Origin of the sequence: Bradyrhizobium ontarionense, from assembly GCF_021088345.1 — a bacterium.
GTDB lineage: Bacteria > Pseudomonadota > Alphaproteobacteria > Rhizobiales > Xanthobacteraceae > Bradyrhizobium > Bradyrhizobium ontarionense.
Genome location: NZ_CP088156.1, coordinates 8,243,510 through 8,264,262, shown reverse-complemented (window position 1 = coordinate 8,264,262; position 20,753 = coordinate 8,243,510). Strand labels below are relative to the sequence as shown.

General features: G+C 65.0%; 19 protein-coding genes and 1 riboswitch. Of the genes, 8 read left to right on the top strand and 11 right to left on the bottom strand.

Annotation, left to right across the window (positions count from 1 at the left end; all coding sequences use genetic code 11):
- Positions 1 to 321: 321 nt before the first annotated feature.
- Positions 322 to 474 (top strand): hypothetical protein, encoded by a 153-nt coding sequence (locus LQG66_RS36350; RefSeq protein ID WP_231321429.1) that lies wholly within the window; start codon positions 322 to 324, stop codon positions 472 to 474.
- A 221-nt stretch (positions 475 to 695) separates the two neighbouring features.
- Here the strand turns inward: LQG66_RS36350 and LQG66_RS36345 are convergent, their stop codons facing one another.
- The 4 genes from LQG66_RS36345 to alaS all read right to left on the bottom strand — a co-directional run bounded on the left by LQG66_RS36345 (position 696) and on the right by alaS (position 6,138).
- Positions 696 to 1,247: a hypothetical protein gene (locus tag LQG66_RS36345; protein WP_231321427.1), complete on the bottom strand. Its 552-nt coding sequence runs from the start codon at positions 1,245 to 1,247 to the stop codon at positions 696 to 698.
- Between the two features lie 31 nt (positions 1,248 to 1,278).
- On the bottom strand, positions 1,279 to 1,533 hold the full coding sequence (locus LQG66_RS36340) for a hypothetical protein (RefSeq protein WP_231321425.1): 255 nt from the start codon (positions 1,531 to 1,533) through the stop codon (positions 1,279 to 1,281).
- A gap of 685 nt (positions 1,534 to 2,218) precedes the next feature.
- Positions 2,219 to 3,448: a cyclic nucleotide-gated ion channel gene (locus tag LQG66_RS36335; RefSeq protein WP_231321423.1), complete on the bottom strand. Its 1,230-nt coding sequence runs from the start codon at positions 3,446 to 3,448 to the stop codon at positions 2,219 to 2,221.
- 2 nt (positions 3,449 to 3,450) lie between these two features.
- Complete coding sequence (gene alaS / locus LQG66_RS36330; protein WP_231328076.1) at positions 3,451 to 6,138, bottom strand: alanine--tRNA ligase; 2,688 nt, start codon at positions 6,136 to 6,138, stop codon at positions 3,451 to 3,453.
- 181 nt (positions 6,139 to 6,319) lie between these two features.
- Positions 6,320 to 6,432, top strand: a riboswitch (glycine riboswitch).
- Positions 6,433 to 6,577: 145 nt separating this feature from the next.
- Between alaS and gcvT the strand changes: the two genes are divergently transcribed.
- From gcvT to gcvP, 3 genes are all read left to right on the top strand, one after another.
- Positions 6,578 to 7,732 (top strand): glycine cleavage system aminomethyltransferase GcvT, encoded by a 1,155-nt coding sequence (gcvT, locus tag LQG66_RS36325; RefSeq protein ID WP_231321421.1) that lies wholly within the window; start codon positions 6,578 to 6,580, stop codon positions 7,730 to 7,732.
- Positions 7,733 to 7,741: 9 nt separating this feature from the next.
- Positions 7,742 to 8,107 carry a glycine cleavage system protein GcvH gene (gene gcvH, locus LQG66_RS36320; protein ID WP_231321419.1) on the top strand — a complete coding sequence of 122 codons (366 nt, stop codon included), beginning with the start codon at positions 7,742 to 7,744 and terminating at the stop codon, positions 8,105 to 8,107.
- A gap of 156 nt (positions 8,108 to 8,263) precedes the next feature.
- The gene (gene gcvP / locus LQG66_RS36315) at positions 8,264 to 11,137 is read left to right on the top strand and encodes an aminomethyl-transferring glycine dehydrogenase (RefSeq protein WP_231321417.1); all 2,874 of its coding nucleotides are present in this window, start codon (positions 8,264 to 8,266) and stop codon (positions 11,135 to 11,137) included.
- On the opposite strand, the gene LQG66_RS36310 is transcribed toward gcvP, so the two are convergent.
- Together LQG66_RS36310 and recA are read right to left on the bottom strand one after the other, a co-directional pair.
- The gene (locus LQG66_RS36310; protein ID WP_231321415.1) at positions 11,116 to 12,195 is read right to left on the bottom strand and encodes a DUF1835 domain-containing protein; all 1,080 of its coding nucleotides are present in this window, start codon (positions 12,193 to 12,195) and stop codon (positions 11,116 to 11,118) included. The two genes, gcvP and LQG66_RS36310, sit on opposite strands and share 22 nt — an antisense overlap.
- 355 nt (positions 12,196 to 12,550) lie before the next feature.
- A complete protein-coding gene (recA, locus tag LQG66_RS36305; RefSeq protein WP_231321413.1) occupies positions 12,551 to 13,639 on the bottom strand; it encodes a recombinase RecA in 1,089 nt (362 codons plus the stop codon).
- Positions 13,640 to 14,344: 705 nt separating this feature from the next.
- Here recA and LQG66_RS36300 point away from each other — a divergent pair.
- Positions 14,345 to 14,692: an ADP-ribosylation/crystallin J1 gene (locus LQG66_RS36300; RefSeq protein WP_231321411.1), complete on the top strand. Its 348-nt coding sequence runs from the start codon at positions 14,345 to 14,347 to the stop codon at positions 14,690 to 14,692.
- A gap of 146 nt (positions 14,693 to 14,838) precedes the next feature.
- On the opposite strand, the gene LQG66_RS36295 is transcribed toward LQG66_RS36300, so the two are convergent.
- Entirely contained in the window at positions 14,839 to 15,108 is a 270-nt protein-coding gene (locus tag LQG66_RS36295; RefSeq protein WP_231321409.1) for a hypothetical protein, read from the bottom strand.
- An 800-nt stretch (positions 15,109 to 15,908) separates the two neighbouring features.
- Positions 15,909 to 16,094: a hypothetical protein gene (locus LQG66_RS36290; RefSeq protein ID WP_231321407.1), complete on the bottom strand. Its 186-nt coding sequence runs from the start codon at positions 16,092 to 16,094 to the stop codon at positions 15,909 to 15,911.
- Positions 16,095 to 16,153: 59 nt separating this feature from the next.
- On the opposite strand from LQG66_RS36290, the gene LQG66_RS36285 reads away from it, so the two are divergent.
- Positions 16,154 to 16,393: a DUF6894 family protein gene (locus tag LQG66_RS36285; protein ID WP_231321405.1), complete on the top strand. Its 240-nt coding sequence runs from the start codon at positions 16,154 to 16,156 to the stop codon at positions 16,391 to 16,393.
- Between the two features lie 385 nt (positions 16,394 to 16,778).
- Here the strand turns inward: LQG66_RS36285 and LQG66_RS36280 are convergent, their stop codons facing one another.
- Both LQG66_RS36280 and LQG66_RS36275 read right to left on the bottom strand, forming a co-directional pair.
- On the bottom strand, positions 16,779 to 17,009 hold the full coding sequence (locus tag LQG66_RS36280; RefSeq protein WP_231321403.1) for a hypothetical protein: 231 nt from the start codon (positions 17,007 to 17,009) through the stop codon (positions 16,779 to 16,781).
- A gap of 108 nt (positions 17,010 to 17,117) precedes the next feature.
- The gene (locus LQG66_RS36275; protein WP_231321401.1) at positions 17,118 to 17,411 is read right to left on the bottom strand and encodes a hypothetical protein; all 294 of its coding nucleotides are present in this window, start codon (positions 17,409 to 17,411) and stop codon (positions 17,118 to 17,120) included.
- A 211-nt stretch (positions 17,412 to 17,622) separates the two neighbouring features.
- On the opposite strand from LQG66_RS36275, the gene LQG66_RS36270 reads away from it, so the two are divergent.
- On the top strand, positions 17,623 to 18,081 hold the full coding sequence (locus LQG66_RS36270; protein ID WP_231321399.1) for a PaaI family thioesterase: 459 nt from the start codon (positions 17,623 to 17,625) through the stop codon (positions 18,079 to 18,081).
- Positions 18,082 to 18,225: 144 nt separating this feature from the next.
- Positions 18,226 to 18,477 carry a PilZ domain-containing protein gene (locus tag LQG66_RS36265; RefSeq protein ID WP_231328075.1) on the top strand — a complete coding sequence of 84 codons (252 nt, stop codon included), beginning with the start codon at positions 18,226 to 18,228 and terminating at the stop codon, positions 18,475 to 18,477.
- A gap of 13 nt (positions 18,478 to 18,490) precedes the next feature.
- Here the strand turns inward: LQG66_RS36265 and LQG66_RS36260 are convergent, their stop codons facing one another.
- On the bottom strand, positions 18,491 to 20,515 hold the full coding sequence (locus LQG66_RS36260) for a pyrroloquinoline quinone-dependent dehydrogenase (protein ID WP_231321397.1): 2,025 nt from the start codon (positions 20,513 to 20,515) through the stop codon (positions 18,491 to 18,493).
- Positions 20,516 to 20,753: the final 238 nt, after the last annotated feature.

Genomic DNA, 20,753 nt, shown 5'->3' with positions numbered 1-20,753 from the left:
AGCCGCCGCCCATCTAAAGGAGCAAATTCGTCAACCTGAGATTGGACGGAAAGAGTAACAAGCGCGAAGGTCAATTTGAATAGTAATATTATTTGGTCGAGTCGGTATAACCGTAACTGTGGCAGCGCGAGCACATCTAAGGCGGGATGGCGACCGCAATCGGTCGCGGACCTACAACCTGTAGCTGCAGCGAGCAACCACTCACGCACCATTCGCCCGTCTTCCCAGGCGGAACGACTCGCCCGAGGCGAGTCGTCAAAGTATAGACATCGACGCCTACTTCAGCATTGCTACGCCGCCGCCTGGGGACACCTCGTCGCCATGGGCCTGCAGGAATTGATCACGGCCGAGGACGACACGCTGGTCAACGGCATCCTCCGCGTCGTGGCGATTGCGAAGGGACAACGTACGCTCGGCCGGATCGCGGCCCATTTCACGGAAGACGAGCGGATCGCACTGCTGGCAGGCATGTAGTGACCGTATGGGCGGCCGACGGATCACTCATCCGCCACAGGCGCGATCGAGCACAACCGCCTGCTGACGCACCGCTTCTCTAGCCCTCGTCATTTCGAGGCGCGCGGAAGGCAGCGAGCTCGGCGCGCGCCGGCCTCGTGCCGAACGCGCGAGCCCGGACTCATGCCCACCGATGCGTGAGATGCGGAAAAACGCCGGCAGACTGACCTCCAGCAATGAGACTACGATCTCCTTGCCGGCCCGACCGCAGCGTTGAACCTGGACTTTCTTCCCATGACATCGAGTAACACATCACCTTCAGCGATCTCGTACTCCCATGGCGGCTCGACGAAGGTGGACCAGAGCTTCCGCCCATCGACGTGCCAAGCGGCCAACTCGAGTTCAGCCGACATCAGGACGAGTTCGCCGTGCTGCCGCCAGCACCAGAATCCACAATCTGCGGTGTCCTCCCAAAGGCGTTGAAGAGGCAACAGTTTATAGGCGAGGAGCGTCGTTCCTGCACCGATGAGCACGATATCTCGATCCGGGATGACCAGGATGCCTGGGTAGAAGAAGGACTTAGGACCTGGATCGAAGCGCAGAGAAACAACCAATTCCGGCCAGGACGAAGAATCTCGACCCACGGCAACGAACAATGGAGTCCCGTCCGTTGAACGAATCCCCAGGTCATCATTGAGAACCGCGTGTTCGACATAACTGTTGTAAATCCAAGGCAGCGCCCCCACGCAAGCGCGGACCGCGTAGCGATCGCAGAAGAAACTCAACTCAGACATGCGTCACGTCCCTCAACTAGGGCCTCGGTAGTCATGGGCCGAGACTCGAATCGCCACCACTGTCGTCCGGCACTTCAGTGTTGCCTGCCGCCGCGATCGTTTGCCGTGTCACTGTGTGCTCCAATTTGATTTGCGCGACGGGCAGCGGCCTCCGGCAAGCAAGGCCGACGTGCTCACCGCCGATCCGGATCTCCTGCGCCGAAATTTTCATTTCATCATTCGCCTCAAATACATCGCCCGTTTCAAGAGCCCCGCGCAAAAATAAATGACTTCCGAAAATCAGCAAATCAGGCGTATGCTGCCCACGTTCCGGTCCGGATGAGGGACGTACGCGTCGTCACGAGACGTTGGGCCGGCAATGCGGTGGACGTGAGGGCATCAGCGCGCTTTGCGGCGCGGACGAATGATGCGCTTCACGGACGTGAAGTCGCGTGGTCCTGACACCCCGATGCTGGTGTCCCGCGATGGCGCGCGTGACGCGCGCCGTCGCCACGGTGGCCAACAAGCCCGGTGCACCGAGGAGAGCGCGTATAAGCGTTAAAACCGCCGCGCAGGGAAGGCCGGTTGATCGGCTCGTACCTGTGGTTCTGCCGCGTGCTTTTTGTTGCACGCGGACCATGGGTGCGATCGGCACCCGGCCTTCCCTGCGCCCTCATCATCTTTTCGAGGGCGATGCCATCGTATCCCCCGGGTGCTCGGCGCCGCGGGATCGAGCGCGCGCGCCCGGCTGTTTGACTGGTTGGAAGAGATCTCATCAGGACCGCGCGTGATTTGGATCAGCGGCGCCGCGAATTCGGTCCACCTCCCCCGCAAGCGGGGGAGGTCGCATCGCATCGACAGATGCGATGCGGGTGGGGGCATTCACGGGCAGGATGCCTCGAACCGCCCCCTCCCCAGCCCTCCCCCGCAAGCGGGAGAGGGAGCAGACTGCCGCCGCGGCGAGACGATCGTCCCCGCCGCCCAACGTGCCCCTACCCGCCCGGCTGGTCGTCGTGCTCGGCCTGCGACAGCTCGGCAATGGCGAGGTCGCCGGTGTCGGCCATGCGCGCCTTGGCCGTGGTCCTGACATGCGCGGCCAGCGCCGGCATGCGCTCGATCAGCGCGTGGAAGTCCTGCGCGTCGAGCACCAGCAGCCGGGTCTTGCGGGTGGCCGTCACCGTGCCCGAACGCTTGGTCCGGTGCAGCAGCGCGATCTCGCCGAAGAAGGTGCCGTCGGCGAGCCGCACGCATTGCGTCGGCAGCTCGATCTCGACCTCGCCGGTGGTGATGAAATACATCGACGAGGCCGCATCGCCGCGCCGCACCAGCACCTCGCCGGATTCGATCGTGCGCGCGCGCAACAGCCGCATGATGTCGGCGATCTCCGCGGCGTTGAGATGCGAGAACAGCGGCACCTTGGCCAGCATGCCCCAGGTCACCACGAAGTCGCGCCGCTTGATCTCCTCGGCAAAGGCGGTGGAGATGATGGCGACCGGCAACGCGATCATGGCGAAACCCCAGATGATCGCGAACACGGTCACGACGCGGCCGAGCGGCGTCACCGGCACGACGTCGCCGTAGCCGACGGTGCCGAGCGTCACGATCGCCCACCACATCGCGTGCGGAATGGTGCCGAACTTGTCGGGCTGCACGTCGCGTTCGATCGCATAGAGCAGCGAGGCGAACAGCAGCACCGCGCCGGCCAGGATCACGAGGCAGCCGATCAAGGTGCGCCGCTCGGCCTGCACCGCAGACAGCAGCGAGCGCAGCGCCGGCGAATAGCGCACCAGCTTGAGGAAGGGCAGCACGATGCACAGCGCTTCCAGGGTGCGATCGCCGAGCAGCAGCGCGACGGCTGCCGGCACGAAGGACAGGAGGTCGACCAGCCCGAGCGCAGAGAACGCGTAAGCAAGGCGGTCCTGGCGTGGCGACTGGCGCCGCGGCATGTGGCCCGCGACGCTCCAGAGCCGCGCGACATATTCGACGGCGAAGACGATCAGCGCACCGACCTTGATCGCCCGCAGCGGCAGGCCGAAGGCGGCGGCGATGTCCGGGTCCGACCCCAGCACCACCGCGAACACGTCGAGCGTGATGACGAACACGATCAGCTGGACGATGCGCGAGCCCTGCGTGCTCGGCAGATGATCGTGCTCGAGCAGCTCATAGAGACGGTCCCGCAGATCGGGATCGCGAACGCTGTCGCCCGGCCCGAGCGGCGGCACGGTCAGGCGCCGGCGGCTTTGCCGCCGATGGCCTGCTCGATCGCTGCCAGCGCCGCGTCCGCCTTGGCGCCGTCAGGGCCGCCGGCCTGGGCCATGTCGGGACGGCCGCCGCCACCCTTGCCGCCCAGCGCCTCGGACGCCGCGCGCACCAGCTCGACCGCGTTGAAGCGCGCGGTGAGATCGGCGGTCACGCCCACGACCACGCCGGCCTTGCCGTCCTCGGCACGGCCGACGATGGCGACGACGCCGGAGCCAAGCTGCTTCTTGGCTTCGTCGACGAGCGACTTGAGATCCTTCATCTCGACGCCGGATACCGCCCGCGCCATCAGCTTGACGCCTGAGATATCACGGATGCCGGCGGAAGCGCCGTTGCCAACCTCGCCGCCACCGCCCATGGCAAGCTTCTTGCGCGCGTCCGACAGCTCGCGCTCAAGCTTCTTGCGCTCCTCCATCAGCGCGGTGATGCGCGCCGGCACCTCCTCGACGGTGGTGCGCAGCTCGGCCGCGGCCGCCTTGGCGAGGGAGAGGTTATGGTTGGCATGCGCGCGCGCGCCGCGCGCCGTCAACGCCTCGATGCGGCGGACGCCGGACGCAACCGCGCTCTCGGAGGTCACCGCGATCAGGCCGATGTCGCCGGTGCGCCTGACATGGGTGCCGCCGCACAGCTCGACCGACCAGCCCATCGCGTTGGCACCGTGGTCGCGCGCGGCATGGCCCATCGAGACGACGCGGACCTCATCGCCATATTTCTCGCCGAACAGCGCGCGGGCGCCAGCCTCGCGGGCATCGTCCAGCCCCATCAGGCGGGTGGTGACCTCGGCGTTCTCCAGCACGACGTCGTTGGCGATGTCCTCGACGCGGGCGAGTTCCTCCGGAGAGATCGGCTTCGGATGGACGAAGTCGAAGCGCAGGCGGTCGGGCGAGACCATCGAGCCGCGCTGGGCGATGTGGTCGCCGAGCACCTGGCGCAGCGCCTCGTGCAGGATGTGGGTCGCCGAATGGTTGGCGCGGATCGCGGAGCGGCGGCCATGATCGACGTCGAGCTGCAGCGCGGTGCCGATCTTGAGCGTGCCCTGCTCCACCGTGCCGATGTGCACGAACAGGTCGCCGGCCTTCTTCTGGGTCTCGGTGACGCGGACGCGGACGCCGTCGCCGGTCATCAGGCCGGTGTCGCCGACCTGGCCGCCGGACTCGCCGTAGAACGGCGTCTGGTTGAGCACGATGACGCCGCTCTCGCCGGACTTGAGGCTCTCGACCTCGGCGCCGTCCTTGACCAACGCGGTCACGGCGCCTTCCGCGGTCTCGGTCTCGTAGCCGAGGAATTCGGTGGCGCCGAGCTTCTCGCGCAGCGGGAACCAGATGGTCTCGGTCGCGGCCTCGCCGGAGCCGGCCCAGGCCGCGCGCGCCTTGGCGCGCTGGCGGTCCATGGCGTCGGTGAAGGAGGCCTGGTCGACGCTGATGCCGCGCGACTTCAGCGCGTCCTGGGTCAGGTCGAGCGGGAAGCCGTAGGTGTCGTACAGCGTGAAGGCGACGTCGCCGTCGAACATGTCGCCCTTCTTGAGCGAGGCCGACTTCTCGTCGAGGATGGTGAGGCCGCGCTCGAGGGTCTTGCGGAAGCGGGTCTCTTCCAGCCGCAGCGTCTCCTTGATCAGCGCCTCGGCGCGGATCAGCTCCGGATAGGCTTGGCCCATCTCGCGGGAGAGCGTGCCGACCAGCCTGTGCATCAGCGGCTCGCGGGCGCCGAGCAGCTGCGCGTGGCGCATGGCGCGGCGCATGATCCGGCGCAGGACGTAGCCGCGGCCCTCGTTGGACGGCAGCACGCCGTCCGAAATCAGGAACGACGAGGCACGCAGGTGATCTGCGATGACGCGGAGCGACGCCTTCTGCGGACCCGAGGGGTCGGCATTGGTGAGGTCGGCGATGGTGCGGATCAGTGCGACGAACAGGTCGATGTCGTAATTGTCGTGCTTGCCCTGCAGCACCGCGGCGACGCGTTCCAGCCCGGCGCCGGTGTCGATCGACGGCTTCGGCAGGCTGACGCGCGCTCCCCCCTCATGCTGCTCATACTGCATGAACACGAGGTTCCAGATCTCGATGAAGCGGTCGCCGTCCTGCTCCGGCGAGCCCGGCGGCCCGCCCCAGATCTTGTCGCCATGGTCGTAGAAGATCTCCGAGCACGGTCCGCACGGGCCGGTGTCGCCCATCTGCCAGAAATTGTCCGAGCCACTGATGCGGATGATGCGCGATTCCGGCAGCCCGGCGATCTTCTTCCAGAGCCCGAACGCCTCGTCGTCGTCGACATAGACGGTCGCGGTCAGCTTGTCCTTCGGGAGACCGAACTCCTTGGTCACCAGGTTCCAGGCGAGCTCGATGGCGTGGTCCTTGAAGTAGTCGCCGAACGAGAAATTGCCGAGCATCTCGAAGAAGGTGTGGTGGCGGGCGGTGTAGCCGACATTGTCGAGGTCGTTGTGCTTGCCGCCGGCGCGCACGCATTTCTGCGAGGTGGTGGCGCGGTTGTAAGGCCGCTTCTCGACGCCGGTGAAGACGTTCTTGAACTGCACCATGCCCGCATTGGTGAACATCAGCGTGGGGTCGTTGCGCGGCACGAGCGGCGAGGACGGCACGATCTCGTGGCCGTTCGCGGCGAAGAAATTGAGGAAGGTCGACCTGATCTCGTTGACGCCGCTCATAGCAATCCAATCGAAGAAGTCCGGGAATTCGGCGGTGATGCTTTTAGACAAGGGGACTTCGCCTGTCCAGAAACTGTGCAGAAACATCATGGGGTTGCTGCACGGCTCCTAAAGCTGGTTGAAAGCCACAGTGACGCGTTGACAGCACCCATGAGCTGGTGTTTTGTCGCAACCGTTGACGACAGTCGCGTCGGGAGAGACCGGTCTTTTGAGGTTCTGGTAGAACTTCGGGGGATCGGCGCCGAAGGAGCAACCGCCCCGGAAACTCTCAGGCAAAAGGACCCTCGCGACTGCAACTGCATCTGGAAAGAGGCGCTGGCCGGGCTTGAACCGGACCGCGTCCGCCGACGGGATAATACTCTCAGGCACAGCGACAGATGGGGCTTCGGTGGCGTTTTTCGGGACTGGTCCCGAGGAACCGCGCGAGGACCCCTGATCGATGGCTGAACCGGCTGCTGCTTCCTCTCTTTCACTCAAGCGAACGCCGCTGCATGCGCTGCATGTCAGCCTCGGCGGCAAGATCGTCCCCTTCGCCGGCTATGAGATGCCGGTGCAATACGCGCCCGGCGTGCTCAAGGAGCACCTCCATACCCGCGCCGCAGCTGGACTTTTCGACGTCTCCCATATGGGCCAGGTCGCGCTGGTGCCGAAATCCGGCAAGGTCACAGACGCCGCGGCGGCGCTGGAGCGGCTGGTGCCGCAGGACATCATCGGCATCGCGCCAGGCCGCCAGCGCTATGCCCAGTTCACCAATGCCGATGGCGGTATTCTCGACGACCTGATGGTGGCGAATTTCGGCGAGCACCTGGTGCTGGTCGTCAACGCCGCCTGCAAGGACGCCGACATCGAGCTCTTGCGCAACGGGTTGTCGGACGTCTGCGAGGTGCAGCCGCTGGCCGACCGCGCGCTGCTGGCGCTGCAAGGTCCGCGCGCCGCGGCCGTGCTGGCTAAATTCTGTGCAGACGCGGACAGCATGCGGTTCATGGATGCGGGACCGCGGATGATCGACGGGCTCGCCTGCTACGTCTCGCGCTCCGGCTATACCGGCGAGGACGGCTACGAGATCTCCGTTCCTGCCGACAAGGCCGAGCAGCTCGCGGAAGCACTGCTATCCGACAAGGATGTGCTGCCGATCGGGCTCGGTGCCCGCGACAGCCTGCGGCTGGAGGCCGGGCTCTGCCTGTACGGCCACGACATCGACACCACGACGACGCCGGTCGAGGCCGCGCTGGAATGGTCGGTGCAGAAGCTCCGCCGCAGCGGCGGCGCGCGCGCCGCCGGCTTCCCGGGCGCCGACAGGATCCTCGCGCAGTTCGACAGCGGCGCAGCACGCCGCCGCGTCGGCCTCAAGCCAGAGGGGCGCGCACCGGTGCGCGAAGGCGCTGTTCTGTTTGCGACAGCCGACGCGACTGATCCGATCGGCAAAGTCACTTCCGGCGGCTTCGGTCCGACGCTGAATGCGCCGGTCGCGATGGGCTATGTGCCGACCGCCCTCGCCGCGCTCGACACCAGACTATTCGCAGACGTGCGCGGCCAGCGGCTGCCGCTGCGCGTCGCCGCCATGCCCTTCGTTCCCAACACCTATAAGCGCTGAAGGACGTCCATGACCACGCTCTATACCTCCGATCACGAATGGCTCAGCATCGACGGCGACACAGCCACCATCGGCATCACCGACTATGCGCAGGCCCAGCTCGGTGACGTCGTGTTCGTGGAGCTGCCGCAGGTCGGCCGCTCCCTGAAGAAGGCAGAGGCCGCCGCGGTGGTCGAATCGGTCAAGGCGGCCTCCGACGTCTACGCGCCGATCACCGGCGAGGTCGTCGAGGTGAACCAGGCGATCGTCGACGAGCCTGCGCTCGTCAACACCGACGCCAGCGGCAAGGCCTGGTTCTTCAAGCTCAAGGTCGCAGACAAGGGCGAGCTCGGCGGGCTGATGGATGAGGCCGCCTACAAGGCGCACACGGCGTGATGACCGTGCGGACGACGACAACCATCGTCGTGCCCCGCGCAGGCGGGGCATCCAGTAATCACCGGCGGCAGCGGTCGAACAGAGGCGCCTCGGCGTACTGGATCGTCCGCTTTCGCGGACGATGACACCAACTTTGGATTTTCCAGCGAGGCCCTCATGACCACGCCGCTCAAGCCGCTCGACGATGCCGCCACCAGCTTCGCCCGCCGCCATATCGGCCCTTCGCCATCAGACGTCGCGGCGATGCTGGAGACCGTGGGCGCCAAGAGCGTCTCGGAGCTGATGGCGCAGACCCTGCCCGGCACGATCCGGCAGGCGGCGCCGCTCGTGCTCGAGCAGGCCTTGAGCGAGACCGAAGCGTTGTCGCACATGCGGGCGCTGGCCGCGCAGAACCAAGTCTTCACCTCGCTGATCGGTCAAGGCTATTCCGGCACGATCATGCCCGCGGTGATCCAGCGCAACGTCCTGGAAAACCCGGCCTGGTACACGGCCTACACGCCCTATCAGCCCGAGATCAGCCAGGGCCGCCTGGAAGCACTGTTCAACTTCCAGACCATGATCTGCGATCTCACTGGACTCGACGTCGCCAATGCCTCGCTGCTCGACGAGGCCACCGCCGCGGCAGAGGCGATGGCGCTGGCCGAGCGCTCGGCACGCGCCAAGACCAAGGCATTCTTCGTCGATGAAAACGTGCATCCGCAAACGCTCGCAGTGCTCCGCACCCGCGCCGAGCCACTCGGCTGGCAGCTGATCGTCGGCGATCCGGCCAAGGATCTGGACGCAGCCGAGGTGTTCGGCGGCCTCCTGCAATATCCCGATACGACGGGGCGCCTGCGCGATCCGCGCGCCGATATCGCCAAGCTGCACGACAAGGGCGCACTCGCGATCCTCGCCGCCGATCTGCTGGCGCTGACCCTGATCGCCTCGCCGGGCGAGCTCGGGGCCGACATCGCGATCGGCTCGGCGCAGCGCTTCGGCGTACCGATGGGCTATGGCGGACCGCACGCCGCCTACATGGCGGTGCGCGATGCGCTGAAGCGCTCGCTGCCCGGCCGCATCGTCGGTCTTTCCGTCGATTCGCGTGGCGCGCCCGCCTATCGCCTGGCGCTGCAGACCCGCGAGCAGCACATCCGGCGCGAGAAGGCCACGTCCAACATCTGCACCGCGCAGGTGCTGCTGGCCGTCATCGCCGCGATGTACGCGGTCTATCATGGTCCCGAAGGGCTGAAAGCGATCGCCCGCATCGTGCACCGGCGGACGGCGGTGCTGGCGGCGGGCCTGCGCAAGCTTGGCTTTGCGCCCATCAGCAGCGCCTTCTTCGACACGGTGACCGTCGATGCCGGCGACAAGCACGCCGTGATCGTCGCTCGCGCACTCGCCGAGCAGCTCAATCTCGGGCTCGATGCAGGCCGCCTGCGAATCGCGCTGGACGAGACCACGACGCCGGACATCGTTGAGGCGGTCTGGCGCGCGTTCGGCGGCGAGCTGTCCTATGCGGCCATTGATGCGGAGGCGCGCGATGCGCTGCCGGCCGAGCTCAAGCGTCAGCAGCCTTTCCTGACCCATCCGGTGTTCCACGCGCATCGCTCCGAAACCGAGATGCTGCGCTATTTGCGCAAGCTCGCCGACCGCGATCTCGCGCTCGACCGCGCGATGATTCCGCTCGGATCCTGCACGATGAAGCTGAATGCGACGACCGAGATGATCCCGCTGACCTGGCCGGAATTTTCCAGCCTGCATCCGTTCGCGCCACGCGCCCAGGCGGCCGGCTATCACACGATGTTCGCCGATCTGCGGGAGTGGCTGTGCCGGATCTCGGGCTATGACGCGGTGTCGCTGCAGCCGAACTCCGGCGCGCAGGGCGAATATGCCGGCCTGCTGGCGATCCGCGGCTACCATGCCGCCCGCGGCGAGAGCCACCGCACGATCTGCCTGATCCCCTCCTCCGCCCACGGCACCAATCCGGCCTCCGCGCATATGGTTGGCATGGAGGTCGTCGTGGTCGGCTGCGATGCAGGCGGCAATGTCGACCTCGGTGATCTCAAGGCGAAGGCGGAACTGCACGGCGCGAAGCTCGCCGCCATCATGATCACCTATCCGTCGACGCATGGCGTGTTCGAGGAGCACATCCGCGAGATCTGTGACATCGTCCATGCCCATGGCGGCCAGGTCTATCTCGATGGCGCCAACCTGAACGCACAGGTCGGCCTTTCCAGGCCCGGCGACTACGGCGCCGATGTCAGTCACTTCAATCTGCACAAGACCTTCTGCATTCCGCATGGCGGCGGCGGCCCGGGCATGGGCCCGATCGGCGTCAAGGCGCATCTGGCGCCGTTCCTGCCAGGTCATCCCGCAACTGATGGAACGGCGACGCATCTGGTCGGACCGGTCGCGGCCGCGCCCTACGGCTCAGCCTCGATCCTGACCATCTCCTACATCTACATGCTGCTGATGGGCGGCGAGGGCCTGACCCGCGCCACCGAGATCGCGATCCTCAACGCCAACTACGTCGCGGCCCGGCTCGATCCGCATTTCCCGGTGCTCTACCGCAACGAGCGCGGACGCGTCGCGCATGAATGCATCATCGACCCGCGGCCGCTCAAGCAGAGTTCGGGCGTCACGGTCGACGACATCGCCAAGCGGCTGATTGATTACGGCTTCCATGCGCCGACGATGAGCTTCCCCGTGGCAGGCACCTTGATGATCGAGCCGACCGAGTCGGAATCCAAGGCCGAGCTCGACCGCTTCTGCGACGCGATGATCGCGATCCGCAAGGAGATCGCCGAGGTCGAACAGGGCCGCTTCGGAATCGAGGCCTCGCCGCTGCGCCGCGCGCCGCACACGGTGCACGACATCGCCGACGACGACTGGAATCGGGCCTACCGCCGCAGCGAGGGCTGCTTCCCCGCGGGCACCTCACGCACCGACAAATACTGGTGCCCCGTGGGCCGCGTCGACAACGTCTATGGCGACCGCAATCTGGTGTGCTCATGCCCGCTCGTGGCGAACTATGCGGAAGCGGCGGAGTAAGCTGCCTCACGCATGCTCCAATCGATCGGGCGCCACAGCTCGCGACATTCAATGACGTGAGGCGTGTCAGGGTCCGGAGCGATGAGCACCGCACGCCAACGCCAGAGACAGGCGTTGGTCAATTTGGTGCCGCCCCACCAGCGCCGGATCGGATTATGGCTGCTGAAATCCTCCTCGCCGGCCAGGATTCCCTTGCCGAGCAGCGTCAGCGACAGCGTGCTGGCCTTGTAGCGATCGAGGCGTTCACGGCTGTCGTGCATCTCGACCGAGAACGGCCAATCGGCGAGGCCCGAAATTGCAGGCACCGGCGCCAGCGCCAGACTGTCGAGCAACGTGCCTGCTTCCCAATAGTCGTAGACGCGCCGTTGAAAGCGCTCCCGATAATGCGGCAACAGGTCGAATGGATGCTGGTAGCCGGCTGACAGCAATTCGAGGATTCTCAGCTCCGACGCTCCGAGGCCCGTCGCAGCACCAGGAAGCTCATCAAGCATCTCCTGCACGCAACGCCGAAGCTGCGGCAGCGTGCTGAGATCCTGCTTCAACAGATCGAACCAGGCTTGCGGCGTCGGCGACCGAAACGCCTGCCATGCCAGGTGACCCAGGTCGAGATGCTCACGTGCAAGCTCGACGCCGGCAATCGTCCGACCGGCGAGCTGTCCGGCCGGGCCATCGAATAGCGGTGCATCAACATGCCGCAATACGATCTTCGTCGCGATTTCCGCGTGATGGCACAGATAATCCAAGAGCCAGATCAGGACCAACTGATCGTTCGGGCGGGTATCCATCCAGAGCTCGACGCTATCGCAACGGTCGATGAGTTCGAGGAAACTCTGACTCCGCCCGCCGGCCACCATGACCTCGCGACGCGAGGCGAAGTCCAACCAATGCCCCATCTTCTGTCGCGCGGTGCGCTGCATCAGATAAGCTGACAGCTCGGCATCGGATGGCAGAGGTCCCCACACGAAACGATGGAGAATCGGCACCACCAGGTCGGCAAAGCCGCCCCTCCGAAGCACTCCGGCGCTGGAATCATTGACCGTTAGAATCAAACGCGTCATGCTCTTGGCTCCGGCATGGCCTGATTGGCTCAAGGCGCGCTATCAACACGTTCGCGATCGGGTCCCAGCGCAAAAGATTGGCGTCGGAAAGCTCGGTGCCGCCCACCAGCCGCGCGGATCTGGTCCGTTCGTCCGCGCGCACGCTTTTACTTATTCAAGTCCAAGATCAGACCAAGATCAGTCCAAGACCTTCAAGTCCGAGACCGCATCAGGCGCACAGAAAGGCATGTTCGCTGCATTCGTAAATGCAGCCGCTCAAGACGCGCAGATTTTGGCAGAGCACCAGGCATGTGCAAGCGGCAGGCGCCGGAACGTCGGCAACTCAACGTCCACGGCGCCCGCAGTCGTCGTAATCCTACTCTTCCGTGGGCTCCTCGCCGTCGGCGTCGCGCTCGGCATTGCCGGCCAGGATCTGCTCGGCGATCAGGCCGGAGTTCTGACGGATCGCGGCCTCGATCTTTGCGGTCATGTCAGGGTTGGCCTTGAGGAACGACTTCGAGTTCTCACGCCCTTGCCCGAGCCGCTGGCTGTCATAGGAGAACCAAGCGCCGGACTTCTCGACGATGCCGGCCTTGACGCCGAGATCGAGGATCTCACCCATCTTGGACACGCCCTCACCGTACATGATGTCGAACTCGACCTGCTTGAACGGTGGCGCCAGCTTGTTCTTCACCACCTTGACGCGGGTGGAGTTGCCGATCACCTCGTCGCGCTCCTTGATCGCACCGATACGGCGGATGTCGAGACGAACCGACGCGTAGAATTTCAGCGCATTGCCGCCGGTCGTCGTCTCCGGCGAACCATACATCACACCGATTTTCATGCGGATCTGGTTGATGAAGATCACCATGGTGTGGGATTTGTTGATAGAGGCGGTCAGTTTGCGCAACGCCTGGCTCATCAGGCGGGCCTGCAGGCCCGGCAGCGACTCGCCCATCTCACCCTCGAGCTCGGCCTTCGGCACCAGCGCCGCCACCGAGTCGACCACCAGCACGTCGACCGCCCCCGAACGCACCAGCGTATCGCAGATCTCGAGCGCCTGCTCGCCTGTGTCCGGCTGCGAGATCAGCAGCTCGTCGATGTTGACGCCCAGCTTGCGCGCATAGACCGGATCGAGCGCGTGCTCGGCATCGATGAAGGCGCAGATGCCGCCCTTCTTCTGCGCCTCGGCCACGGTGTGCAGCGCCAGGGTGGTCTTGCCCGACGATTCCGGTCCGTAGATCTCGACGACCCGCCCCTTGGGCAGGCCACCGATGCCGAGCGCGATGTCGAGCCCGAGCGAGCCGCTCGACACCGTCTCGACATCCATCGAACGGTCGTTCTTGCCCAGCCTCATCACCGAGCCCTTGCCGAACTGACGCTCGATCTGGGACAGCGCAGCGGAGAGCGCCTTACTCTTATCCATTGAGGAACCTTCGACGATACGCAGGGCGGTGGCGGACATTGGCGCTCCTTATGGCGGGGATTCGCGGGATGGACAAACGGTTAACGAGGCCGGCAGCAATCTTAAGATGAATGTACCCTATCCGTTCTTTGTTCGCAATATGTTCCTGTGACTATTTCGGTGCAGCTCAGCTTTTCTCCGGCTCGGCCTAAGTTGGATTGGCAGTGGCTTATTTTCAGGTGGAACGCTAACTTGTTCCCGCTGTGGGGTTTTGAACACATCTCGGGGGGTAATAAGAAGTCAGTCTTCGAGATCGCTCTGGCGTTGTCCATTTTCGCCTGTTCGATGTCGTCGCAGGCACGGACGTCCACCACTCCGGCGGCATCTAGCCCGTCGAAAGCGGGTGTAAAAGTCGCGAAGAAACCTCGAATGCATGATGGCTGCCATAGTCGAGGTGCCCGGATGTCGGGCAAACCTTGCCAGTAACCCTGGATAAGCTCGACAGCGGAATGTGAGTCCGCCAGTTGGCGGCCTCCTTTCACTCCAGGCGTGAGGCAGATGGCGTCGAGGCGGAAGCCGCCTCGACCGATTTTTCAATTCATTCCAACCGCCGGATATTTTCGCGATTTCGTAAACGAACCGATCCCTGCGATGATCCGCCACGACGGCCCAACGCCGTCACTTTCCCCGATTGAGCGTGTCCTGATGTCGAGATAAGTCGGCAGCACAACTGCGTTGCTGAGCTTCTCGCGAGATCGCACGACCATGTCCGAGCCGACCATCACGCTGTGGCGTCCCGTGGGCCCCGAGGAACTCGCACTGATCGCGGCCTCGGGCATGCGGGCGTTCCCGCCGCGCTTGCCCGAGCAGCCAATCTTCTATCCGGTCCTGACCGAAGAGTACGCGGTGAAGATCGCGCGGGACTGGAACGTGCCGGCGAGTGGCCGCGGCCATGTGCTGCGCTTCGCGATCCTACGACGTTTCATCGACAGCTACGACGTGCGTGAAGCCGGCGGGCGCGACCATCTGGAGTACTGGATTCCGAGCGAGCATCTCGCGGACCTCAACGCCGCAATCGTCGGCCCGATCGTGCTCGTCAAAACCTTTCCTTGAAACTACCAAGCTTCTACACGAGTGCGCAGACCGCACGTCCGTGGTTCTCCTGACAGGAACGAAGTTCCCTCGCCTCTTCTGCTTTTGTTCGGCTGATCGCACGTGCAAGCGCACGGATTTCGTGCAGAGGCATGGGCATGCGCGGTTCAGACGTCGTGCAGGCCGGCCCCGCGCCGTGAGTTCCGCGAACGAACTGTCGCCGCCGCGGTCCCACAACATCGAGATGATGCATTGATCGCGGGACCACCAACGGCTGCAAGGAAGATCGGGATCATCCACGCGTGGCATTCCGGTCCGCCGCAGTGCGGGCCGATCGCCGACTCAGCAAGCGGTTCAACTGCGCCGGTATGATGGTCGACAGCTAAAACTGCAGCGAGGCATCCAATGGTGAGGATGGCGTCGATGATCTCGTACATCGTCCGCACTCGGAACGACGGGAAGATGAAAGATCAGTTTCAGGTGGAACCGCGTGAGCAGCGTCACTGATGACGCGTCGCTGTCCGCGGTTCTCGAACAACAACTATTGTCATAAACCTTTGGTTGCGGTATAAAGTTGGAGCTATCGGACGCAAAACAAATTTTAGATCGGCCCCGGATTTGTTTGTTCGTTGCAATGATGGCTGGCCCATATCAGATGCTGATGTGCCGCCGCCTGGCTGTCACGTGTAGGCGCATGGACCTGAAACCATAGCGCCCAAAGAAAGCCCCGGACCATGTCCGGGGCTTTTGACGTTGGCTCGTTGCCAAGCCATTGCACGATCTTGTCATCTGATGCATGCGATCGCCGCGGAACGCATCACGCCCGTTGCGCGTGATGCGTTCATGATACGAGAGGACGTGATCTGCCCCTCATGCAGGGCCGGCTTCCAGCGGCTTGAGCTTCGTTCGCGGCATGGCACCGCGGAGGAGGCCCGGTGCCCCCTTTGTGACGCACTCATCGAGATGCTCGACGGGGCGACAGACGTCACCTACCGCCTCACGCTCGTGCCGGAACGGATCTTCGCTCGGTGGCACGCAGGCTCACGTTTCGGCGCAAACGAAGTGAGGGCCTCGGGGGACGAACGGCCCCCCGGCGCCACTGCGGGGCGATGCAACCTTGATTTGACGCAAGGCGCGCGCTCTAGCTTTGCACTAGGGTCATTTTCGTCATTGCCGAACTACCCGGTCGGGAAGCTACGACGTTGACGCCGAGCCTCGGACCGCGGCGGTCCGAGGCTCACTCGTTCGGCCACGATGCACCTCTCTTGATCTTTTGGCCGCCATTCGCGGCCGCGATGCGCCGCAGCTTGCGCTGCGCAGGTAGCGCGATCTTTCCGCCGACGAAGACAACCACCGGCAGTTGCGCGCCGGCGAAGCGACCGTATTTTACCGGAATTGATCCGTTTGGGTTTTCCGCCTCCATTTACGCCGCGTTCATCAAACCCAGCGGCCTGGGGCGGTCAGGGGTCACCGGTTTTGGCAATGCCGCTCTATTTCTTTCGTATCCGAAATGGCCACTTCTCAGGCGCGTCCGAGTATGGGACCGAGTGCGTCGATCGCAACGCCGCCTGGAAAGAGATGACCACTGTCTGTGCCGACATGGCCAGCAGCATCTCGCGCAAGCTCGCCGAAAACTCCGAATGGCAGATGGAGCTGCTCGACGAGACCCGGCAGCCGGTGTTCCGGATCCGCATCGTCGCGGAGACACTGGATGAGGTCTGACCGGCCGCCGGGATAGCGACCAAGAATGGTTCATGCCGGCCCCTTGCAATCCTGGCCTGTGGCAGGGCGCGTCGCTGCCTTTCATTTCGGCAAACGACTTTGATCAAGATCAAAATGTCTGTTCCCGTCCTGGCAGACATTCAAATTGTATGGGTAATCTAATCTTCAAGTGTCCGCGAACCGGGATGAACGTGCAGCACTGGCTGGAGGAGCCGAGGGCGGGCGACCCGTCATCCTCCTATGAAACCGTGGTTTGCAAGGCCTGTACCCGGCTTCATTTCATCAATCGGATGACCCGGAAACTGCTCGGCGAAAAAGAACAATGACCGGCCTGCCGGTGCAGCAAGCTTGAGTTCCGATCAGACGAGTTGCGGAGCACAATGGATCAGTCCGCGCTCGGCAATCGCCGCATCGTGAACTCGATGGCGCCGTCGGGCAATTCGCGCCAGCTTTCGACGGCGCTCATATAGCCCCCCTTGGGATAGCGGGTCAGATAGTCGCGGGCCTTGGCGCGCGCTTCCTCACGCGGCAGGGTGAAGGTGTCGCGCACATAGCCGTCGCCCTTCCGGCGCCGGGCTGCCATTCGGCTGGCGACATCCCGCGGGCGCAACCCCATCGACGAACTCCAACGCGCTACAACCCCGTCAATATAGACGAAGCCGCGAGGAATCCGAGTCTGCGCACGCGCGGGACCCTTTTCCGAGTCCGGCGCGCTTGGTCGCGTTCAGTTGGTGCTGGCGCCCACTTTCGGCTTCTTGGCCGCCGTGGTCTTCACGGGGGGCGCCTTGGGCTGTTCGGCCGCGCGCACATTGCCCCAGGGGTCGGAGCTCGTCTTGGCGTCCGGAATCTTGCGCATGGTATCTTTGTAGGCCTTTTCGCGCGCGGCTTCTGCCTCCTTCTCCTCGGGGGACTTGGAGGGACCGTCGCCGAGCAGATTGATGTTGGGCATCTGCGCCATTGCCGGAACGGCCCAGCCGGCGAGCAGGGCGACCATCATCGTCACGAGCAGCTTCTTCATTGGGTACTCCCCGGTAATGGCCGCCTTATAGCATCGCTTCGCCATGCGCCAAGTCCGAGCCAAACGACTGCGGCCCGACATCTCAGCATCCCCGTCCACCTGTCGCCGGGCCGATAATCATCATAGGATTCCGACTTCGGCCATTTCAAGCCGCCGACCTGCGGCAACATGCCGGCCGCTCCCGCAATGGGAGTGAGCCAACGAGAAAACCATGGGAGGACCCCCGTTCGTGCCGAATGACACCCCGGATTTCACCATCGACGAAGCGCGGCGCATCCTCGATGACGTGTTCGCGCCCTGGATCAAGGAGCTCGCGCTGACCGTCGAGGACATCGCGCCCTCGCAGCACGGCGAAGCCGGCGCGATCCTGCGCATGCCCTTCGCTCAGCGGCTCTGCCGCGACAACGGGGTGGTGTGCGGCCAGGCGCTGATGGCCTTCGCCGACACTGCCACGGTGATCGCGATGGTGACGGCGAGCGGCGGCTACCGGCCGATGACCACGGTCGACCAGACCACGCATTTCATGCGCGCGGTCGTGTCGTCCGATGTGCTGGCGGATGCACGCGTGGTCCGGATGGGCCGGACCATGAGCTTCGGCCGGGTCACGCTGTCGAGCGCCAGCGACGGCAAGCCGGTGGCGATGGTGTCGAGCGCGTTCGCGATGCTCTGATCCACGGGCTGCGGTGGTTAACGAAATGCGAAGACGGCAGGCCCGACTTCGCGGATCGGATTTATCTGAATGAAACCCGGGCGTGATTTATTTTACGCGCTTTTGACGCGAAAGGTGACGCCATTCGGCATCGGGTTACAGGCGATGAGCGAGACAGACGATAAACGGATCGCACCCCGGCATCGGGTGCTCAAGCAAGGCAGGCTGGCGTTCGACGGCGGCGGGGCCGTCGATTGCATGGTCCGCAACCTCTCGGACACCGGCGCGCGCGTCGAGGTGATCAGCCCGGTTGGCCTGCCCGAGGCTTTCACGCTGGTGATCCCGGCCGACAAGTTCACGCGGCGCTGTCACGCGGTCTGGAGCCACGACAAGCGGATCGGCGTTGCTTTCGACTGACGATGCGGCGGCGCTAAACCCGCCGCAACCGCCATCGCCGCCACACGAGCACCAGTACCGCCAGCGCAAGACTTATCATCAGAGCACTACCGGCGAACCGCCCGCCCGGACGATCGACCGTCCGCGACCACACCGATGGCCCCTCGCCCTGTCGCGCCAGCCGGAACGCCACGACGCTGTCACCCAGTGTCGTGCCGGCCTCGGAATGACCACCGGCCGCGATCACCACATATTGTTCGCCGTGCCACTGATAGGTCATGGGATTGGCGACGCCAGGGACCGGCAGCCGCCCCTGCCAGAGCTCCTCCCCCGAACCGGCATCGAAGGCGCGCAGATAGGCATCCATCGCGCCGGTGAAGACGAGCCCGCCGGCCGTGACGGCGACGCCGTTGACCAGCGGCGTGCCCCACTTGAACGCAAGCCCGAGCGGCGCGCGGTCCTCCGTGGTGCCGACCGTCGATCGCCACAGGATCCGGCCGGCCTTGAGATCGACCGCGACCATCTCGCCCCAGGGCGGCCGGTTGCATAACAGGCCGAGACGGGACATCGCGACGGCCCGCGTCACCGCGAACGGGGCGCCGCGCTGCAGTCCGAAATCGACGCCGCGCGGCGCGGTCATCCGATCGGCCTGGTCGCGCGGAATCAGCCTGATGATGTGAATGGCGCGGCTGACATTGACGTAGAGAACCTGGTGCACGGGATCGAACGCCGCGCCGCCCCAGTTCACGCCGCCGCCGGTCATCGGATAGAGCAACGTGCCGCCCGTGGTGGGCGGCGTGTACAGGCCGTCATTGCGCAACGGCGCGAGCTGATCGTCGCAGGAGGAATCGATGATCCGCGGCACCACCCTGAAGATGTCCTCCGATGCGACGCGCTGCTCCAGCAACGGCGGCACATGGGTCGGGAATGGCTGCGTCAGCGAGAGCCCCTCACCCTCGACGGCGCCTTGCGGCACCGCGCGCTCCTCGACGGGCCAGACCGGCAGGCCGGTGTCGCGGTCGAGCACAAACACGAAACCCTGCTTGGTCGGCTGCATCACGACGTCACGCGCGCCCTGCCCGGTCTCGAGCCGCGCCAAGGTCGGCTGCGCCGGCAGGTCATAGTCCCAGACGTCATGGTGGGTCGTCTGGAACGACCAGACCAGCGCGCCGGTCGCGATCCGCAACGCGACCACGGAATCGGCATGGCGGTTGTCGCCCGGACGCGCGCCGCCGAAGAAATCGGGACTGGGTGAGGATGTCGGCAGGAACACCAGCCCGCGCTCCTCGTCGACCGACATCGGCGCCCAGACATTGCCGTGGCCCGCGGTGATACCGTCATGGATCAGCGGATCGAAACTCCAGCGCAGCTGGCCGGTGCGCGCGTCGAAACCGCGGACGGTGCCGGCCGGCGCATCGACGCGCTGGTTGTCTCCGATCGACGATCCGACAACCACCACGTCGCGGCCCACCACCGGCGCCGACGTGATCTGGAACTCGCCGGGCCATAGCAGATCCTTTGCAACGTCGATGCGCACCTCGCCGTCAGCACCGAAACCGGCGCAAGGCTGGCCGGTCCGCGCATCGAGCGCCATCAGCCGGGCATCGACCGTGCCCATGAACAGCCGGCTGCGGCAGGCTGCGTCTGCCGGCGCACGCTCGTCGACCCAATGGGCGACGCCGCGGCATGCATAGCGATTGGCGGGGCGAAGGCCGTAGCCGACCTTGGGATCGAAACGCCATTTCTGCGCACCCGTCCCCGGATCGAGCGCGACCACCTCGTTGAACGGCGTGCAGAATACGAGGCTGTCGTCGACCAGGAGCGGCGTCGCCTCGAACTTGGTGCGAGCGGCCGCAGCGGGCGGCCGGCGCTCGCTGTCACCGGTGTGATACTCCCAGGCGCGCACGAGCCGATCGACATTGGCCGGCGTGATCTGCACCAGAGGCGAGAACCGCGTTCCACCGGCGTCGCCGCCCCAGTATTGCCAGGCCGAAGCGGGTGTCAGCGTCGCCGCAACCGAAATGACAGCTGCCCAGACGGCAATCCGACGCGATGACATGACCTCACCCCTGCTGGCCTGCATCCGAAGCGATGCACCTCCCCATGAAAGCATCCACGAAGAGCGGATCCAGGCGGATGGGACGGATGGCTGCAGCCGCGGGACGAACGACGCGGCCCGGGATAGCTGGCGGCTTGGTGGGACGGGGCGCGGTGGCGACGAGAGGTCGCGCTCCGCCGGTTCAAACGAAAGCGGCCGCCCTTTCGGACGGCCGCAATCATGGATGCGATGTCGGGCT

Bases quoted from the DNA above. Each gene is read 5' to 3' on its own strand.
- LQG66_RS36350 (WP_231321429.1), top strand. From the start codon at position 322: ATGGGCCTGCAGGAATTGATCACGGCCGAGGACGACACGCTGGTCAAC.
- LQG66_RS36265 (WP_231328075.1), top strand. From the start codon at position 18,226: ATGAGCGAGACAGACGATAAACGGATCGCACCCCGGCATCGGGTGCTC.
- LQG66_RS36290 (WP_231321407.1), bottom strand. From the start codon at position 16,094: ATGGAGGCGGAAAACCCAAACGGATCAATTCCGGTAAAATACGGTCGC.
- LQG66_RS36275 (WP_231321401.1), bottom strand. From the start codon at position 17,411: ATGAAGAAGCTGCTCGTGACGATGATGGTCGCCCTGCTCGCCGGCTGG.
- LQG66_RS36270 (WP_231321399.1), top strand. From the start codon at position 17,623: ATGGGAGGACCCCCGTTCGTGCCGAATGACACCCCGGATTTCACCATC.
- recA (WP_231321413.1), bottom strand. From the start codon at position 13,639: ATGTCCGCCACCGCCCTGCGTATCGTCGAAGGTTCCTCAATGGATAAG.
- gcvP (WP_231321417.1), top strand. From the start codon at position 8,264: ATGACCACGCCGCTCAAGCCGCTCGACGATGCCGCCACCAGCTTCGCC.
- gcvT (WP_231321421.1), top strand. From the start codon at position 6,578: ATGGCTGAACCGGCTGCTGCTTCCTCTCTTTCACTCAAGCGAACGCCG.
- LQG66_RS36285 (WP_231321405.1), top strand. From the start codon at position 16,154: ATGCCGCTCTATTTCTTTCGTATCCGAAATGGCCACTTCTCAGGCGCG.
- LQG66_RS36345 (WP_231321427.1), bottom strand. From the start codon at position 1,247: ATGTCTGAGTTGAGTTTCTTCTGCGATCGCTACGCGGTCCGCGCTTGC.
- LQG66_RS36310 (WP_231321415.1), bottom strand. From the start codon at position 12,195: ATGACGCGTTTGATTCTAACGGTCAATGATTCCAGCGCCGGAGTGCTT.
- LQG66_RS36295 (WP_231321409.1), bottom strand. From the start codon at position 15,108: ATGTACGAGATCATCGACGCCATCCTCACCATTGGATGCCTCGCTGCA.
- LQG66_RS36260 (WP_231321397.1), bottom strand. From the start codon at position 20,515: ATGTCATCGCGTCGGATTGCCGTCTGGGCAGCTGTCATTTCGGTTGCG.
- gcvH (WP_231321419.1), top strand. From the start codon at position 7,742: ATGACCACGCTCTATACCTCCGATCACGAATGGCTCAGCATCGACGGC.
- alaS (WP_231328076.1), bottom strand. From the start codon at position 6,138: ATGAGCGGCGTCAACGAGATCAGGTCGACCTTCCTCAATTTCTTCGCC.
- LQG66_RS36280 (WP_231321403.1), bottom strand. From the start codon at position 17,009: ATGGGGTTGCGCCCGCGGGATGTCGCCAGCCGAATGGCAGCCCGGCGC.
- LQG66_RS36300 (WP_231321411.1), top strand. From the start codon at position 14,345: ATGTCCGAGCCGACCATCACGCTGTGGCGTCCCGTGGGCCCCGAGGAA.